This window comes from Nocardia neocaledoniensis, from assembly GCF_003182135.1.
Taxonomy (GTDB): domain Bacteria; phylum Actinomycetota; class Actinomycetes; order Mycobacteriales; family Mycobacteriaceae; genus Nocardia; species Nocardia neocaledoniensis.
Genome location: NZ_QGTL01000001.1, coordinates 884,168 through 901,595, shown reverse-complemented (window position 1 = coordinate 901,595; position 17,428 = coordinate 884,168). Strand labels below are relative to the sequence as shown.

Annotated in this window: 12 protein-coding genes and 1 pseudogene; 7 read left to right on the top strand and 6 right to left on the bottom strand. The window is 72.0% G+C overall.

The window, feature by feature from the left end:
- Window positions 1–37 precede the first annotated feature (37 nt).
- Window positions 38–472 (bottom strand): SRPBCC domain-containing protein, encoded by a 435-nt coding sequence (locus tag DFR69_RS04135; protein ID WP_110035988.1) that lies wholly within the window; start codon window positions 470–472, stop codon window positions 38–40.
- Window positions 473–512: 40 nt separating this feature from the next.
- On the bottom strand, window positions 513–1,262 hold the full coding sequence (locus DFR69_RS04130) for a hypothetical protein (protein WP_110035987.1): 750 nt from the start codon (window positions 1,260–1,262) through the stop codon (window positions 513–515).
- A 165-nt stretch (window positions 1,263–1,427) separates the two neighbouring features.
- Between DFR69_RS04130 and DFR69_RS04125 the strand changes: the two genes are divergently transcribed.
- Both DFR69_RS04125 and DFR69_RS04120 read left to right on the top strand, forming a co-directional pair.
- Window positions 1,428–2,591 carry a sensor histidine kinase gene (locus DFR69_RS04125; RefSeq protein WP_110035986.1) on the top strand — a complete coding sequence of 388 codons (1,164 nt, stop codon included), beginning with the start codon at window positions 1,428–1,430 and terminating at the stop codon, window positions 2,589–2,591.
- 54 nt (window positions 2,592–2,645) lie between these two features.
- Complete coding sequence (locus DFR69_RS04120) at window positions 2,646–3,311, top strand: response regulator (RefSeq protein ID WP_110035985.1); 666 nt, start codon at window positions 2,646–2,648, stop codon at window positions 3,309–3,311.
- 10 nt (window positions 3,312–3,321) lie between these two features.
- Here DFR69_RS04120 and DFR69_RS04115 read toward each other — a convergent pair whose 3' ends face one another.
- Window positions 3,322–4,218 carry a serine hydrolase gene (locus DFR69_RS04115; RefSeq protein WP_244198065.1) on the bottom strand — a complete coding sequence of 299 codons (897 nt, stop codon included), beginning with the start codon at window positions 4,216–4,218 and terminating at the stop codon, window positions 3,322–3,324.
- A 196-nt stretch (window positions 4,219–4,414) separates the two neighbouring features.
- Between DFR69_RS04115 and DFR69_RS35650 the strand changes: the two genes are divergently transcribed.
- Both DFR69_RS35650 and galE read left to right on the top strand, forming a co-directional pair.
- On the top strand, window positions 4,415–7,669 hold the full coding sequence (locus DFR69_RS35650; protein WP_208643897.1) for a serine/threonine-protein kinase: 3,255 nt from the start codon (window positions 4,415–4,417) through the stop codon (window positions 7,667–7,669).
- Between the two features lie 29 nt (window positions 7,670–7,698).
- Window positions 7,699–8,691 (top strand): UDP-glucose 4-epimerase GalE, encoded by a 993-nt coding sequence (gene galE, locus DFR69_RS04105; RefSeq protein WP_110035984.1) that lies wholly within the window; start codon window positions 7,699–7,701, stop codon window positions 8,689–8,691.
- 48 nt (window positions 8,692–8,739) lie between these two features.
- Here galE and DFR69_RS04100 read toward each other — a convergent pair whose 3' ends face one another.
- From DFR69_RS04100 to DFR69_RS04090, 3 genes are read right to left on the bottom strand one after another with little or no spacing between them, the layout of a single operon-like run.
- Window positions 8,740–11,232, bottom strand: a complete 2,493-nt coding sequence (locus DFR69_RS04100; RefSeq protein WP_110035983.1) for an FtsX-like permease family protein — start codon at window positions 11,230–11,232, stop codon at window positions 8,740–8,742.
- Complete coding sequence (locus DFR69_RS04095; RefSeq protein WP_167456140.1) at window positions 11,229–11,921, bottom strand: ABC transporter ATP-binding protein; 693 nt, start codon at window positions 11,919–11,921, stop codon at window positions 11,229–11,231. The genes DFR69_RS04100 and DFR69_RS04095 overlap by 4 nt, the downstream gene beginning before the upstream one ends.
- Before the next feature lie 60 nt (window positions 11,922–11,981).
- Window positions 11,982–12,305, bottom strand: coding sequence for a hypothetical protein (locus DFR69_RS04090; protein WP_110035981.1), 324 nt, complete (start codon window positions 12,303–12,305; stop codon window positions 11,982–11,984).
- Between the two features lie 156 nt (window positions 12,306–12,461).
- Between DFR69_RS04090 and DFR69_RS04085 the strand changes: the two genes are divergently transcribed.
- The 3 genes and pseudogenes from DFR69_RS04085 to DFR69_RS04075 form a co-directional block, all read left to right on the top strand.
- Complete coding sequence (locus DFR69_RS04085) at window positions 12,462–13,787, top strand: sensor histidine kinase (RefSeq protein ID WP_308633251.1); 1,326 nt, start codon at window positions 12,462–12,464, stop codon at window positions 13,785–13,787.
- Window positions 13,784–14,473 (top strand): response regulator, encoded by a 690-nt coding sequence (locus tag DFR69_RS04080; RefSeq protein WP_186817455.1) that lies wholly within the window; start codon window positions 13,784–13,786, stop codon window positions 14,471–14,473. Before DFR69_RS04085 ends, DFR69_RS04080 begins: the two co-directional genes overlap by 4 nt.
- A gap of 40 nt (window positions 14,474–14,513) precedes the next feature.
- Window positions 14,514–15,341, top strand: a pseudogene (locus tag DFR69_RS04075) (serine/threonine-protein kinase); the annotation flags it as partial.
- Between the last annotated feature and the right edge of the window lie 2,087 nt (window positions 15,342–17,428).

Genomic DNA, 17,428 nt, shown 5'->3' with positions numbered 1-17,428 from the left:
GTGCGCGGGGCCGGATCGGCCTGGCGCACCCCGTTTCTCAGATCTCGGTGGTCCGCTTCGCGACGCCGGCGGTCATCGCGGTGAAGCCGGCGCGCAGGTGCTTGCCCAGGGCCAGGGTCACCACCGGGCTCAGCCAGCCGGCCAGCGTGAACCGCGATTCGTAGCGGCAGCGGTCGGCGCCGAGCGGCACCACGGTGTGCGAGCGCAGGCTGTGCAGCGCGCCCGCCGGCACCGGCTTCATCGTGTAGCTGAACTCGGAGCCGGGGGTGTGGCTGCGGATCCATTCGCGCTGGGGTCGCTTGTTGCCGCCGAGGTTCACCTTCATGTCGATCGGCTCGCCCGGGACCAGGGTGCTCGCGGCCTCGTAGCAGAAGGTGTTCCATTCGCCGTAGCGACCGAAATCGGTGAGGACCTGCCACACCTTCTCGGCGGGGGCGTCGATCTCGATCGTTTCGTCGATAGTCAGGGCCATGCGTGAAAACTAGGACATGTTCTAATTTTCGGCAAGCGGATCAGATCAGGCGACGGCGTCGTTTCCGCAGCGCATCGATGATCACCGCCGAGGCGGCTGTCGCCGCGAACAGCCCGAGCACCGTGCGCGCCAGTGGCCACAGGTTCGGCCGGTCGGCCGGGTCGGTCTCGGCGAAGACGTTCTCCACCACCGGGGCGCCGTACTCCTGGCGCCGCGAGTTCACATCGACCGCGGTGAACGCGATGTCGGCCATCACCCCGCAGCGGGCCCGGGAGAACTCGTCGTCGCGCAGCTCGCAGGCGGCGTGGATGCGGCGGTTCAGCGCCGCGTCCACCGACCGACGGGCCCACGGACCCAGCGGCTCGTCGACCCGCTCGGCGTAGCGAAGCATGTCGTAGCCGAGGTCGTGCGCCTTGCAGGCCGCGGCGAACTCGGCGGGCAACGTCACCGGCGAAGAGCAGCTGCCGTTCGGGTTCAGCAGCAGACCGTCCTGCTGGGCCGGGTCGTAGCCGAACTTGTAGCCGAAGTCGCGCGGGATCAGCGAGGTGGCGTCGGGATCGTCGTCGGTGAGCGCGCGGACCACCGCGGCCGCCGCGGCGTTCTCGGTGCCGCCGGGGGTGGTGCCCATCGCGCCGGGCGCCGACATGACGACCGCGGCGGCCATGGCCACGCCCGCGGTGCACAGGGCGACCCCGCTACGGCGGCGGTGCGTGGTGTCGGACGCGGAGGCGGCGGAGACTGCGGTACGGGCACGGCGGGCGGCGGGTACCGGGCGAAGCGGGGTGTTCATGGCCTCCGACGGTAAGGAGCGGGGCGCGCGGCGGGCATCCCGCTGCGGACCGGTTCTCGGGACGCGCGGGCGGGTGACCCGGCGCCGGGGTCACACCAGGGTAGGGGGTCCGATTTGGCACGTGGGTATGAGGTCCGCCGACCGGGCGGTTCGTAGGCTCGTGCCATGCCTGGACAACTGCGCCCCGCCGCGCGCCGAATCGCCGCGCGCACCTGGTTCGATATCGGGACCGTCGCGGTCGCGCTGATCCTCTACAGCATCGCCTGGCCGACCCTGTTCGTCACCCACGAGGTGCCCGCGCCGCTCGCGCCGCTGCTCGCGGCGCTCGCGGTGTTCCCGATCCTGTTCGTGCGGATCAACCCGGCGCTCGGTTGGGCCATCTCGGCCGGGGCGGCGCTGCTGATCTCGCTGGCGTTGTCGTCCACCCCCGGTAACGACGTGCCGTTCCAGGTGGTGCACATCATCGTGCTGTTCGTGTTGCTGTTCGCGGTGGCGCTGCGGGCCGCGGTGCCGATCGTCGTGGTCGCCTGGGCGGCGCAGTCGATGCTGTTCGCCACCACCATGCCGGGCTCGGCCGCCGGACCGCTGTGGGGCTGGCCGATCGGGTTCGGCGCGCTGGCGCTGTTCGGGTATCTGGTGCGGACGCTGCTCGCCTCGCGGCGCAAACTCGAGTGGCAGGAGGAGGTCACCGAGGTCGAACGCGCGCGGCGGGCCATTCTCGAGGAGAAGGCGCGCATCGCGCGTGACCTGCACGATGTCGTCGCCCACCACATGTCGATGGTGGTGGTGCAGGCCCAGACCGCGCCGTACCGGATCGCCGATCTCGATCCGGCGGCGCGGACCGAGTTCGAGTCCATCGGCGCCACCGCGCGCACCGCGCTCAACGAGATCCGCGGCATGCTCGGGGTGCTGCGCAGTGACGGGCAGCTGCCCGAGCACGCGCCCCAGCCGCGCGCGGTCGACGTGCCCGAGCTGTGCGCCTCGGCCCAGCGAGCCGGGATGCCGGTCGAGTGGACGGTCACCGGTGCGCTGGAGTCGGTCCCGGAGACCACCGGGCTCACCGTGTACCGCGTGGTGCAGGAATCGCTGGCCAACGCGGCCAGGCACGCGCCCGGCGCCCCGGTCCTGGTCGCGCTCGCCGTCGGGCCCGGCGCGGTGACGGTGACCGTCCGCAACGCGCCCTCGGCCACCGTGGCGCGACCCGGCCTCGGCGGCGGACACGGTATCGAGGGCATGCGTACCAGGGTCGAGGCGGTCGGCGGCGAACTCGCCGCGGCGCCCACCGCGGACGGCGGCTTCGAGGTCGCCGCGAAACTGCCCACCCCGTAGGCGTACTCGTCCGCGCGCGGGCCGAGGATCCCGCGCGCCTACTAGGGTGGTCGAGTGGCTATTACCGTTTTGATCGCCGACGACCAGGCGATGGTGCGGCAGGGTTTCGGCGCGCTGCTGGCCGCCCAGCCCGACATCAGCGTCATCGGTGACGCGGCCGACGGGCGGATCGCCGTGGCCGAGGCCAAGCGGTTGCGTCCCGACGTCGTCCTCATGGACGTGCGCATGCCCGAGATGAACGGGCTGGAGGCGGCCCGCGCGATCCTCGCCGCCGGCTTCGATCCGCCGGTGCGCGTGCTGATGCTCACCACCTTCGACATCGACGACTACGTCTACGAGGCGCTGAGCCTCGGTGCGAGCGGGTTCCTGCTCAAGGACGCGCCCGCCGAGGAACTGGTGCGGGCGGTGCGGGTGGTCGCCGACGGCGAGGCGCTGCTGGCGCCGACCATCACGCGCCGGTTGATCGCCGACGTCACCCGGCGCCGCAGCACGGCGCGTACCCCCGCCGCGCCCGCGCTGGCCTCGCTCACCCCGCGCGAACGCGAGGTGCTCGAACTGGTCGCCAAGGGGCTGTCGAACACCGAGATCGCGGCCGCGCTGTTCGTCGCCGAGCAGACGGTGAAAACCCATGTCTCCAAGGTCTTCTCGAAGCTCGGCCTGCGCGACCGGGCCCAAGCCGTGGTGCTGGCCTATGAATCCGGCCTGGTCGTCCCCGGCTGAGCCGGTGGGCTCAGCGCGGGCAGACGCCGCCGCGCAGCTCCGGCAGGTGCCGGGCCAGCAGCAGGGCCATCCGGTCCAGCAGCGCGGTGGTGTCGTCGAAGGTGCCCGAATCCGCCTGCGCGGCAAGGGCGACCGCCAGCTGACCGCTGCCCACCGGCACCAGCCCGAACTGGCGCACCGTGTACACGCCGGTGTAGTCGTCGGGGCCCCAGCCGCCCTTGAACTCGGTGTTGTCGAGCAGGCCGAGACCCCAGCCCTGCTCGGGGGTGATCTCGCCCATCAGCTTGGTGACGACCTCGGTCTGTGGCAGACAGGGCAGCCGCGAGGCGAAGCGCACCTGATTGGCCAGCGACCACTCGGTGCCGCCGAAGGAGGTGTAGTCGAGCTCGGTGCGCACGCTCTGCTTGCCCGCCGGGATGTCGCCCGCCTCGTCGAGCACCTGCTGCACGGCCGCCGCCGCCTCCTCGCCGTCACCGAGGGATTCCCACAGCCCGTAGGCGGCGTCGTTGTCCGACACGGTGATCGCGGCCTGCACCATCTCGAAGATCGACTGGTCCTGATCGTGGCGCAGCGCGGCGACGGCCAGCGGCACCTTCATGGTGGACCAGGCGATGCCGGTGGTCCAGTCGCCGTAGATCGTCATCCGGCCGCCGCCGACCGGCATCAGCGCCATCCCGACCTGGCCGGGCAACTGGGCCTGCAACTGGGTGAACTCCGCGGTCAGCGAGTCGGGCCGCATGATCGACAGGCCGGGATTCCCGGCGTCCTCGCTGCGCACCGCGACCGTCGGGGCACGCACCGCGGCCGGGGCGTCCGGCAACGCGCACGAGGCGCTCAGCGCGGCCGACACGAGCACCACACTGTGCAGCAGCCTGCGAACGACCGCTGCCCTCCCTATGGAATTCACCACCGGATCCTCCCCACCACCCACTGCGCGTCGGCGCTGATCTCCGGCGGTGCAAACTACTCGTCGAGCGCGTCCGGACGATCCCGGACGACTGATGGCAAGTTTCACCGATTTTCGGCGAGAATTCGAATGAACGTGGTCACACGCGGTCGCGGGTGCCATGCTGGTCCGCCACGGAGGCCGGAAGGGGGTCGCAGTGCTCGAGATCGGTGAGGTGTTCGCCGGGTTCACCGTCGAGCGGATGCTCGGCCAGGGCGGCATGGGCACGGTGTACCTGGCCCGGCACCCGCGGCTGGACCGGTTGACCGCGCTCAAGCTGCTCAATCGGGACCTGTTCGCCGACGCCCGCATTCGCGCGCGGTTCGAGCGGGAGGCCGACCTGGCCGCCGGGCTCGACCATCCCGGCATCGTCACCGTCTTCGACCGTGGCGCCGAGGGCGAACAGCTGTGGATCAGCATGCAGTACGTCGACGGGATCGACGCGGCCACCGTCGACCCGATGACCTTGCCGCCAGAACGGGCCGTGCAGATCATCGAAGGGGTCGCCGACGCCCTGGACTACGCGCACGGCAGGGGAGTGCTGCACCGCGACGTGAAGCCCGCCAACATCCTGCTGGCCCGCTCCAGTGGCGGCCAGGGCGAGCGGGTGTTCCTCACCGACTTCGGGATCGCCCGGCTGCGCGCCGATTCCACCCACCTGACCCAGCAGGGCATGTTCACCGCGACGCTGGCCTACGCCTCGCCCGAACAGATGACCGGCGCCGAGCTGGACCACCGGTCCGACCAGTATTCCCTGGCCTGTGCCCTGTACTGGCTGTTCACCGGCATCGCCCCCTTCGATTCCCCGGATCCGAACGAGATCATCCGCGGCACCCTGCACCTGCCCCCGCAGCCCTTGGCCCTGCGCCGCCACGGCCTACCGCCGGCCCTCGACGCGGTCCTGGCCGCCGCCATGGCGAAACACCCCGCCGCCCGCTTCGACTCCTGCACCGCCTTCGCCAAGGCGGCCCGCAAGGCCCTCACCTCCAACACCCCACCCGTCCTGCCCCGGCCCACCGCGTACTACCCACCCCCATCGGCCGCCGGTCCGTATCCACCGGCCGCGCCCGGATATGCCTCCCCGCCGGTCCAGCCGAGGCAGGCTGCCCCGCCACCGAATTGGGGACCTGTCGCGCCACCGGCACCCGCCGCCCCACCACGCGTGCCCGCCGCACCGGCACCGCCGCACCCTGGCCCCGCTTCGCCCGCACCGCCGCCCCCGGGTCCCGGTTCGCCTTCGCCTCACCCGAGTTCCGCTGCGCCGGGGCCGCAACCGGGCTCCGGTTCGCCTGTGCCGCAGCCTGGATCGGGTTCGCCTGTGCCCCAACCGGGTCCCGCTGTGCCAGGTCCGCAGCCTGGGTCGGGTTCGCCTGTGTCGCAGTCGGGTTCCGTTGCGCCGGGGCCGCATCCGAGTCCCGGTTCGTCTGCGCAGGTTCCGAGCTCACAGCGGCCTGCACTGGTCGCCGACCACCCTGAATCCGGACACCCTGGGGCGTACAACTCCCAGGCGCCGGTCGCGCCGGCTGGGGCGCATCAGCCCCCGACGCAGCCGCCACCGGTGCCGCCTGTGGGGCACCCACAGGCCGACGCGCAGGTGGCGGCGATACCTGCTGTGGGGCAGCGGCATTCGTCCGCGCCCGCGGGTGACGCGCCGTCGGTCGCCGCCGCTCCGTCGCAACGGGATGGTCGGGAAGGGGCGGCGTCGGTCGATGGCGGAACCGGTGCCGTCGGTGATCGCGGCGGGCGGGCCGAATCGGATCCGTCTGCCGCGAGCGGCGGACCGGCAGCTGGTCGGCTGGGCACTGCGGCCGACGAGCCGGCCGAGACTCCCGAACCGGCGCGGGCCGGCGACGGTCGAGAGGTGGCAGGCGATCACTCCGCGGCGGCCCGCCCCGACGGATCCGAGTCGGCGGTCACCGATGTCGTGCCGATGCCGGACTCCGCACGGTTGGCCGCGAATGCGAACGCGCCGACCACAGTCACCACGATCGCGGCCTCGGCCGGTACGCCGCATCAGGCCGACAAGTCCGGTGCCCCTGCGGTTTCCGGAGCCGACGCGAAGCTCGCCGACGCGGGTGGCGGCACTGGCACGGCCGCTGATTCGGGCGCTTCGCCCGGCTCGACGCCGGGCTCGATCGCGGATGCGGGCGGTGCTTCGTCCGAGGAGTTACCAGATTTCGGGGAGCCGGACGCGGCTTCCGATTCGGCAGGCGGCGACGGTTCCGGGGTAGCAGGGCGTGGTGCGACCTCCGGTGCGCCGGGTTCTGGGTCCGCCGGGGTGGTCGTCCCGGGATCCGGGGGCGACACCACGGACGGTATGCCGGCTGATTCTTCCGGAGCTCCGGCGACAGACCACCGCCAGGAGGTCGGTGGTGCCGCCGCAGTCGTCGACGGCCCTCCGAGCGGCAGTGTCGACGTGGGTGGCGGTGCCGACTCAGGCGACAGAACTGCCACGGTCGTAGGCGGCGACGGTGCCGATGGCGGCATCGGCGAAGGGCGTGGCGCGGCTGGCGGCGGTAGTGGCGTGGACCGCCCAGACAAGCCGTTCGACATGGGTGATGACGCCGCCCGGCAAGAACATCAGCGAAGCCCCGTCGATGCCCTGGGTGGCGCGGACGTTCCGGCCGACGCTCGTCGCGGTACCGGGGGGCCGGGGCGCGGCGCGCACCCGTACCCCGCGCCTCCTCCGCCCATGGGCCGGGCTCGGCCCGGTCCGCGGCTGCCCGTGCCGAAGCGGATGTCGGGCCTGCACCGGCTGGGATGGTTGGCGCTCGTCGGCCTCGTCGTGGCGTTGGTGGCGCTGCTGGTGGCGCTGGTCGCCGTCGTGGTCGGTGGGAACGACGAAGACCAGGCGCCCGATGCGGCCGCGGCCGGCCCGCCGTCGAGCTCCGCGACGACAGTGGGGGATTCGTTCGCCAAGAGCCGGCGGGTGTTTCCCACTCTGGTCCCGCAGGGCGTCACGGGAGAGGGGCCGGGCTATCGCGGTGCGCGCTGCTTCGCGGTGCGGTCCGTGAGTGAGCTGGAGTGGAAGGAACCGGCGCTGCAGTGGAATCCGATCAGCGCGGGCTGGCAGTGTGAACGCACCGACAACAACGCGGGGTCGGTGAGCTACCTCGTGCTCGAGTACCCGTCCGCCGCGCACGCCAGGTCGGTGGTCGAGGCGCTGCCCGCCGCGGTCCGCTATCCCGGCGACAAGGACGGCGTCGAGTTCGACCTGCGCCGGTGGGTGGTCCCCGATCCCTCCAGCGCTCGCATGATCACCGCGCACCAGGTGATCGGTTTCCCCGAAGACGACCTGCGCGCGAACTACCTCATCGCCGTGAGCCGCCGCGGCAGCAGCGGCACCGCCGGCGCCCCGCGCCCCTCCGCCCAGGACGAGATCATCGCCTGGTGGGAGGACGTTCCACTCTGACCATCGTCCGCTAGAACCCGAGGAGAGCCGTGAAACTGCTCGTCACCGGCGGCGCCGGATACATCGGCGGCGTGACCGCGCACCGACTCGTCGACGCCGGGCACGATGTCCACGTGCTCGACAACCTGGCCACCGGCTTCCGGGAGAACGTTCCCGGCGCGGCGACGTTCCACGAGATGCCGGTCCACGAGGTCGCCGAGATCCTCACGCCCGCGGCAGGATTCGACGGCGTGCTGCATTTCGCCGCGTCCATCGAGGTCGCCGAATCGGTGCGGAATCCGGAGAAGTACTGGCACAACAACATCGAGGGGTCCTTGGCCCTGCTGCGCGCGATCCGGCGCGCCGCGGTGCCGCGGCTGATCTTCTCCAGCACCGGCAGCATGTACACCGGCGACGGCCGGACACCCTTCGACGAGGACGCCGAGGTGCGGCCCAACAACCCCTACGCCGCCACGAAATTCGCCGTCGATCAGATGATCGCGGGGGAGTGCGGCGCCTCGACCACGCTGGGTGCCGCGTCACTGCGGTACTTCAACGCCTCGGGCGCGGTCCGCACGGCCGACGGCGTCGCGCTGGGCGAACGGCACGATCCCGAATCGCATCTGATCCCGATCCTGCTGCAGGCCGCCGACGGCCAACGAGCCCGGTTCACCCTCTTCGGCACCGACTATCCCACCGAGGACGGCACCTGCGTGCGTGACTACATCCACGTCGCCGATCTCGCCGACGCGCACCTGCTCGCGCTCGACGCGGTCCGGCCCGGCGAGCACGAGGTGTTCAATCTGGGCAACGGCCGCGGGTTCTCCAATCGCGAGATCATCGACGCCGTGCTCGCTGTGACCGGCGCCGACTTCCCGATCGATGTCGAGGACCGGCGACCCGGTGACCCGGCGGTCTGCGTCGCCTCCTCGGCGAAAGCGCACCAGCGGCTCGGCTGGGCGCCGCGCCGGACGGACGTCGCGGAGATCATCAGCGATGCTTGGGAATTCCATCGCGCCATGCTGACGGGCGCCACGCGCTAGCCCCTCGTCGCGGTGCCACCGGCCGGACCGGTGACACCGCGACAACCGTCAGTCCACGGCCAGCGCGGCGACGATCGGCATCCGCGCCGCGCGGAAGGCGGGCGGAATCGACCCGAGCAGCGCGAGTCCCAGGGCGACGATGCCGTACACCAGTAACAGGGGGCTCGGCCGGTAGACGATGTCGATCGTCATGGCGTGGCCGATGGCGACGGTGCCGAGATACTGCACCCCCACGCCGATCACAAGACCGATGGCGGCGCCGATGAATCCGATGCCCGCCGCCTCGGCGAGCACCGAGCGCAACAGGAACTTGCGGTTGGTGCCCATGGCGCGCAGCACGCCGAGTTCCCTGCGCCGCTCCAGGACCGACAGCATCAGGGTGTTGAGCAGGGCCACCGTCGCCACCAGCACCACGATCCACAGGATCATGTTGCTCATCGCCGCGCCCTGCTGCACGCCCGAGGAAATGGCGTTCACCATGTCGGCGCCGGTCGCGACGTAGTACTCCTCGGGGACCAGTGCGCGCACCGCCGCCTGGGCCGTCGCGGGGTCGGCGCCCGGGGCGTACTCCACCGACAGGATGGTCTCGCCGGGGCGCTGATACCACTCCCGCATCTGATCCAGGTTCATCATCACCACGCCCGACACTGCGGTGAAGTACGGAATCACCTGCAGGACAGGCACGGTCCGTGCACCCGACGGCGTGGGCATGGTGATCTCGTCTCCGGCGGCCACGTGCATCGACCGGGCGACATCGCGCGTCACGACCACACCCTCGCGGCGCTCCATCCGTTCGACCACGGCCGGGTCGACCGCGCTCAGCCTGCTCTCGTCGGCCGTCGGCGGGTAGCCCTGCACCATCACCCGCCCGGTGCCGACGGTCGCGAACGCCATCTGCGCGGGTCGCACCGACGCGACGCCGGGCACCGCGGCCACCTTCTCGCGCAGTTCGGGCGGCAGGATCGGGCCGGTCGGGAACTGCTCGACGGGGCTGCCGCTCACATAGAGATCGGTGTCGGCCAGGCTCTCGAACGATTCGGTCGCCGAGTCGACCATGTTGCCCGACGCGCCACCGAGCGCCACCACGGCCGCGACGCCGATCATCACGGTCATCGCGGTCGCCCACACCCGGCGGGGCGCGCGTTCGAGCGTGGTGGCGCCGAGTGCGCCGGGTGCGCCGAACCAGCGGGCGATTCCGGCGGCGCCGCGCACGATCGGGCCGGTGGCGGCGAAGCAGAGCAAGACCGCCGCGGCGAACGAGGTCGAGATGGCGCCCAGCGAGATCCGTCCGAGGTCCAGGAAGGCCAGCGCGACGGCCACGCCGACGAGGCCGAGCCCGCCGGCCAGCGCCGCCCAGCGCAGCACCGCGTTGTCGGCGGCCGAATCACTGGCCTCCACCGGCGCCAGCGCCTCCACCGGCGCCACCTTGTACACCTGACGCGCCGCGATCGCCGCTGCCAGCACGGTCGCCACCACGCAGGCCACGATCGCCGCGGGCACCGCGTAGTTCGGCACCATGAACTCGGTCCGCGACTCCACCGACTGCACGATCGCCGCAGGCAGTCGCTCGATCGCGAACCGGCCCATCACGGCCCCGATCGCCGAGCCGATGGCGCCGCCGATGAGCCCGAGCAGCGCCGCCTCGACCAGCAGGTCGCGCACCATCGGCCCGCGCTGCCCGCCGATCGCCCGCAGCAGCGACAGCGTCGGCCTGCGCTGGGCCACCGCCATGCTCATCGCGTTGTAGATCAGGAACGCCGAAACCATCAGCGCCGCCGCCGAAGACATCAGCGTGGAGTACCGCAGGATCTGGATCGCGCCGCCGGCCTGCGCCGTCCGCAGGCTGGGCTCGGCGACCACGGCGCGCCCGTCCACGGCGGCCGTGAGATCGGCCCGCAGCTGCCCGATGTCGGTGCCCGGCTTCGGCAGGATCTGCACGGAGTCGAGCCGATCGACCCGGTTGGTGAGCAACTGCGCGAGCGGCAGCGGGGCCGCGATCAGGTGACCACCGTTGAGCCGGTTGGTCGCCTCGTCGTCGAGCACGCCCGCCACCGTGCCGGTGCCCCAGCCGATCGGGATGCTGTCGCCCACCTGGTAGCCCATGGCGGCGCCGACCAGGACCCCGCGCGGCGTGCTGACCAGCTTGGCCGTGTGCTCGGCCATCGGACCGGCCAGATCTCCGCCCAGCGCGGCGACATTCGCGTCGGCGCCGACCAGCATGGCCCGGTCGGGACCGGCGCCGAGCGTCGTGCGCAGCATCGGCACCGCTGTCGCGACGCCGGGCGTGGCGCTGATCCGGGTGAGCAGGGACTGCTCGAAGCCGGCGTCGGTGATGCCGGTGATCTCGAGTTCGGCCGCGCCGGCCAGGCCCTGGGTGAGCCGGTCCACCGAGCCGGTGACCGAGCCGGAGATGCTCAGCACGGCGACCAGCAGCGAGGCCGACACCGCCATCACCGCCGTCGACATGACGGTGCGGCCAGGATGGCGGATCAGTTCACCGATGTTGAACAGCCGCAACCGATCCCACATCGCCGCGATCATGCGTCGACCCGCGCTGCCACGACGTCGTCGGCGTCGATGCGGCCGTCGTGCAGGGTGATCACCCGATCGCAGTAGGCGACGGCGCCCATGTCATGGGTCACCATCACGACCGAATTGCCCTGCGCGGTGATCTCACCCAGCAGTTCCAGGATGGACGCGCCGGTCTTGGAGTCCAGGTTTCCGGTGGGCTCGTCGGCCAGGATCAGCGGCGGATCCATGATCAGCGACCGCGCCACCGCGACGCGCTGCATCTGCCCACCGGAGAGCTCGGCGGGCCGGTGCTGGGCCCGATCGCCGAGACCGACCAGTTCGAGCAGCTCCAGCGCGCGCGGCTTGGCCTTGCGTAATCCGGTGCCGTCCAGCAACTTCGGCACCGCGACGTTCTCCCAGGCCGACAGCGTGGGCAACAGGTTGAAGAACTGGAAGACGAAACCGACCTGTTGCAGACGGAACGCGGCCTGGGCGTCTTCGTCGAGACCGCCGATCTCGGTGCCGCGGAAGCGGATCGAGCCCTCGTCCGGCTTGTCCAGCGCGCCGAGCAGATGCAGCAGGGTGCTCTTGCCGGAACCGGAAGGCCCGATGATCGAGGTGAACTGGCCCGCCTCGATGCGCATGCTCACCTCGTCGAGCGCGCGTACCCGCTGTTCGCCGACGCGGTACTGCTTGACCACTCGCGTCAGCTCCAGCATCGGCGAATCGTTGTCCGGCATGTTCTTGGCCCCCAGGGGTTTTCGGTCGGATGGGAATGGTCAGCGCGCGAACGCGCGGGTACGGGTAGTCTGCCCGGTCGAGGCGTGCGCGTCGAGAAGAGCGCGCAGCGCGGGCTGCTCGGCGGCCAGTTCCAGATAGGCCTCCACCGCCGAATGTCCTTCGATCTCGGCTTGTTCGAGTTTGGCGCGCAGGTGGTTGTTCCAGCGGTAGGCCAGGGCTTGCAGGAGGCCGTCGATCCCGCCGAAGAGTTCGTCCAGCCCCGCCAGGCCGGTGAACAGCTGGGGGTCGCGCGGGTCGATCGAGGCCCTGGCGAGCACGGTGTGCACGATCTCGGTGCGGCGGTGCTGATCGGTCCAGGTCATGGGCTTCACCTTCCGTGAGCGGTGTCACTCACGCTACGGCCGCGCCGGGCCGGAATCGTCGTGCCCGGGACCCGACTTCTCCTCCTACCCGGGTAGGAGACCGCGCCCGTTCGCGGGACGATGACGACCGCCCGGCCCGGCGGCTAGCCTTACCCCATGGAGGTGAGTCACGCCCTTCCCGCGAGCACGGCGGGCCCGCACGGCCGCTGGCGGCGGCTCGCGGACCGGCCGCGGGAGGGGATGCGACGGCTGCTCGACGTCGTTCGTGAGCGCATCGAGTCCCTGCCCTACGACTACCCGCCCGCCGTGATCATCGGGGCCGACCTCGCCCTGCTGGTGATCACCGGCGCGGCCGTGATCCAGCGGCACTCCTACTTCCCGAGCCCGCTGCCGCTGGTGGCGATGGCCACCGCCTTCCTGCCGATCCCGCTGTTCGCGATCTTCGGGGTGAAGCCGCATCCGGCGCTGTTGAAAGGGTCGGCGCTGCTCTCCTGCGGGCTGTTCCTGCTGCAGCCGGTCAGCGCCGATTTCGCGCCGTTCGTGCTGGTGATCGTCGCTGGAGAGGTGGCGGCGGTCGCCTCGCGCGGGATCACCGTAGGGTTCGCGCTGCTCGCGATCCTCGAGCTGGTCGCCTTCGACCTCGCGGGCCACGTCCAGTGGGGGAACGCGGGGCAGCGGTTGCAGGGGCTGCCGATGTACGTGCTCGGCATCGTGCTCGGTGTCTTCGTCGGGGTGTTGCTGCAGTATCAGCGCCGGTTCCTCTATCAAGAGCGCGAGAACCAGGCGATTCGCGCCGTACAGGCCGCCGACGAGGAACGGCGCCGGATCGCCCGCGAGGTGCACGACGTCATCGCGCATTCGCTGTCGATCACGCTGCTGCATCTGACCGCGGCCCGGCGCGCGCTGCAGACCGACGACGACGTCACCGAGGCGGTGGACGCGCTCGTCGACGCCGAACGCCTCGGCCGACAGGCGATGGCCGACATCCGCCGCACCGTCGGCATGCTCGACACCAGCCCCGCGCTGCTGCCCCCGGAACCGAGTGCGGCCGACATCGACGAACTCGTCGGCGACTTCCGGCGGGCCGGACTCGACGTCGAATACACCCGCACCGGCGACCTGACCGTGGTCGAGGGCACCGTCGGGCACGCGCTGTACCGGATCGGGCAGGAGTCGCTGGCCAACGTGGCCAAGCACGCGCCCGGCGCCGCCGCGACCGTTCGGCTCGACGTCGCCCCCGAGCTGGCGACGCTGGTGGTGACCAACCCGATGCCCGTCGGTCCGCCGCCCCGACGCGATGTCGGCATGGGCCTGCGCGGCATGCGCAAACGCACCGAACTGCTCGGCGGCCGCATCAGCGCGGGCGTCGCCGACGACGGGTGGACGGTGCGGGCGAGCTTCCCGCTGAAATCCGGGGCGTGCTCGACCATCACCGCGCTGCTGCCCGGCCTGCTCAAGACCAAGCCCCAGGAGGACACGTGACGGCCGCCGCGCCGATCGACAACCCGGTGACGGTGCTCGTCGTCGACGATCAGGAACTCGTTCGGGGAGGTCTGCGCCGCATCCTGCGCCGCCGCGACGGCTTCACCGTCACCGAATGCGCCGACGGCGACGAGGTGGTGGCCGCGGTCGCGGCCGAGCGCCCCGACGTGGTGCTGATGGATCTGCGGATGAAACGGGTCGGCGGCATCGATGCGACGCGGTTGCTGCGCGCGCGTCCCGACGCGCCGCCGGTGCTCGTGCTCACCACCTTCGACGATGATCAGCTCCTCTCGGGTGCGCTGCGCGCGGGCGCGGCCGGCTTCCTGCTCAAGGACTCGCCCGCCGAGGACCTGATCCGCGCGGTGCGCACCGTCGCCGCGGGCGGCGCGTGGCTCGACCCGTCGGTGACCGGTCGCGTGCTCACCGCGTACCGCACGGTGCGACCGACCGGTACGCGCAGCGATCACCGGCTCGGCGACCTCACCGCGCGCGAGTACGAAGTGCTCGAACTGATCGGGCGCGGGCGGGTCAACAGCGAGATCGCCGCCGAACTCGGCATCTCCGAAGTCACCGTGAAAAGCCACGTAGGACACATTTTCGGCAAGCTGGACCTGCGTGACCGAGCCGCCGCCATCGTGTTCGCGTTTGACCACGGCGTGGTGACACCGGGAGAATCCTCCTTCTGACGAGCAGGTCTTCGGGCATGCCAGAAGTGGGAGGCGGACGCTGGTGCAGGCACCTGGGTCACGGACGGGGAGCAGATTCGGCCCGTACGAGTTGCGGTCGATGCTGGGCAAAGGCGGAATGGGCGAGGTCTACGAGGCCTACGACACCGGCAAGGACCGGGTGGTCGCCCTGAAGTTGCTGGCACCCGAGCTCGCCCAGGATCCCGCCTATCAGGTCCGGTTCCGGCGCGAGTCCCAGGCGGCGGCGAAACTGGCCGAACCGCACGTCATCCCGATTCACGACTGGGGCGTGATCGATGGGGTGCTGTTCATCGACATGCGCCTGGTTCCCGGCACCGATCTGCGGACCGTCCTGCGCGCCGGCGGGCCGCTCAGCCCCGACCGGGCGGTCGCGGTGGTCGAGCAGATCGCGGCCGCGCTCGACGCGGCGCACGCGGGCGGGCTGGTGCACCGTGACGTGAAACCCGCCAACATCCTGGTGACGCCCGCCGATTTCGCGTATCTCGCCGATTTCGGCATCGCCCACACCGAGGGCGACAGCGCGGTGACCCAGGCCGGGATGGCCATGGGCTCCTACATCTACATGGCGCCGGAACGCTTCGACGTCGGCCCCATCTCGGGCCGCGCCGACGTCTACTCGCTGGCCTGTGTCCTGCACGAATGCCTCACCGGCGCCGCACCGTTCCCCGCCGCCAGCATGAGCGTGCTCATCCGCGCCCATCTCTCCGAAGCCCCGCCCAAGCCGAGCACCCTGCTGCCCGGCCTGCCGTCGAGCCTCGACGAGGTGATCGCGATCGGCATGGCCAAGGACCCCGCCGACCGCTACGCCAGCGCGGGCGAACTCGCGGTCGCGGCCAGGGAAGCGCTGGTCGCCGCGATCCAGGACGGCCTGCCGATGCGTGGTCCGCAGGGCGCCGGGGCGATGGGTGTGCCCAGCCCGGGTACCGGCGCCGCGGCGGGGGCGGCGGCCTTCGGCGCGGCCGGTGCGCGGAACCCGGTGCCGGGCAAGGCGCCCGAGGGCTGGAATCTGCCCGGCGGCGTGGGGACCGGTGGTCATCCGGTTCCCGGTGGTCAGGGTGCGCCCGGCGGTGGTGGGACCGGCGGGCGGGGTGTGCCCGGTGGTGCCGACGCTGGACAGGCCGGGCCCGTGGGTGGGGGCAGCGGTAGTCATGAGGTCCCGGGTGGTCGGAAGCTCGGTGGCGCGGATGCTGGTGGTCGCACTGTGTCCGGTGGGCGGAAGGTGCCCGGCGAGGGTCGTGGGACTGCCGGTTCCGATGACGACAACGCCGACGCCGTGCCGACGCCGACCGGGGAGTTCCGCGTCGTCGGCGCGGTCACCGCGACCGGCGGCATCGAGACCTCGCGCAGCCAGACCCAGGCGACCGGCGCGCAGCCGACGCTGATCATCCGGCCGCCCGCGAACCCGGAGACCGCCGGCTTCCAGCGTGTCCCGGCCGAGGGCACCGGCGAGGTGTCGATCCCCGCGGTGATCCAGCCGACGGGCCCCGCCGAGATCCGTCCCGACGACACCTACTTCACGCCGCTCCCGCCCGCGGACGCCCCGGTCGCGCCGGAGCCGCCGCCCGCCTACACCCCGGATCAGGGCCTGCCCAAGATGCGCCCGTTCCCCGACGCCCACCTCTACGAAGGCGCCCAGCCCGGCGCCACTTCGGGCCCGGTGCCGCAGACCCCGTACCCAGCCCCGGCCGGCTTCGCCGACGCGACCCCTTCGGGCCCGGTTCCCCAGCGCGCGGCCCCCACCCAGCGCTACGCGGGCCCCCCGCCGGAGTACGTCGACACGGGCCGCTCCAACCCCAACCCGCGCTTCGGCCCCAACGCCGACGCGACAGCCGCAGGCGGTCCGGGTGCGGGCAGTCCCTTCGGCGCACCCGATCCCGTGCGTCCCCCGCTCGACGGCGCTTCCGGCCCCATCCCGCAACGATCGGCGCCTACCCAGCGCTACCAGGGCGGTCCACAGGGCTCGGCCGAATTCGGCGACAACCCCGAGGCCCCCTTCGGCTCGGATCCCGCCGCGCCGAACCCGTTCCCGGACAACCGCTTCGGTGCCGCGAACGGCCGGGGCGGCCCGTTCGAGTCGGATCCTGATGCGCTGAACTCAGCCGCGGGCAACCGATTCGGCGCCGCGAGTGGTCCGGGCGGTTCGTTCGGTTCGGATCCTGATGCGCCGAATCCGGTCTCGGGCAACCGCTTCGGAGCCGCGAGTGCGCCGGGTGGCCCGTTCGGGGCTGATCCCGGTGCGCCGGGGGCGGCTCCGGGCGGACCGTTCGGCGCCGGACCCGAGGGGCATTCCGGTCCCGTGCCACAGCGATCGGCGCCCACGCAGCGCTACTCGGGTGACCCCCGGGTCGGGGAGTACGTCGACTCCGGGCGTTCCAACCCGAACCCGCGATTCGGCCCCGGTGGTCCCGAATCCGAGTCTCCGGCAGGCGGGTTCGCTGACGAGGAGCCGCCGTTCGGGGAGGCCGGCGCCCCGGACGCACGCTTCCGCGCGCCCGACTCCAGCTCCGACGCCCGATTCGCGGCTCCTGCGGGGATGTTCGGGGAAGAGGATTCGCCGCACCGCTTCGGCCCGACAGAGAAGTTCGGCGGCGAAGACGATCGCTTCGGTTCCGCGCCGGACGGTTTCGATGACGACCGCACCGCACAGCCCGCGCGGTTCGCGTCCGGCCAGGACCGGTTCGATGACGACCACGACCGGCCCGGCCCGGACTCCCGCTTCGGCGCACCGGCCGGTGGCTTCGGTGACCCGGATCGATTCGGCGAGCCGCAGTCCGGCGCGCCCGACCGGTTCGGCGCCCCGACCGAGCAGTACCGCGGCGTGCCGGGCCAGGGGGAGGACCCGCGCAGGGTCGCGGCGACCAGGCAGTACGGCGGCCAGGAGGGCCCGGCCACCGAGCAGTACGACCCGGCCGCGTTCGACGCGCAGCGATCGGC

Bases quoted from the DNA above. Each gene is read 5' to 3' on its own strand.
- DFR69_RS04135 (WP_110035988.1), bottom strand. From the start codon at position 472: ATGGCCCTGACTATCGACGAAACGATCGAGATCGACGCCCCCGCCGAG.
- DFR69_RS04130 (WP_110035987.1), bottom strand. From the start codon at position 1,262: ATGAACACCCCGCTTCGCCCGGTACCCGCCGCCCGCCGTGCCCGTACC.
- DFR69_RS04125 (WP_110035986.1), top strand. From the start codon at position 1,428: ATGCCTGGACAACTGCGCCCCGCCGCGCGCCGAATCGCCGCGCGCACC.
- DFR69_RS04100 (WP_110035983.1), bottom strand. From the start codon at position 11,232: ATGATCGCGGCGATGTGGGATCGGTTGCGGCTGTTCAACATCGGTGAA.
- DFR69_RS04095 (WP_167456140.1), bottom strand. From the start codon at position 11,921: ATGCTGGAGCTGACGCGAGTGGTCAAGCAGTACCGCGTCGGCGAACAG.
- DFR69_RS04090 (WP_110035981.1), bottom strand. From the start codon at position 12,305: ATGACCTGGACCGATCAGCACCGCCGCACCGAGATCGTGCACACCGTG.
- DFR69_RS04085 (WP_308633251.1), top strand. From the start codon at position 12,462: ATGGAGGTGAGTCACGCCCTTCCCGCGAGCACGGCGGGCCCGCACGGC.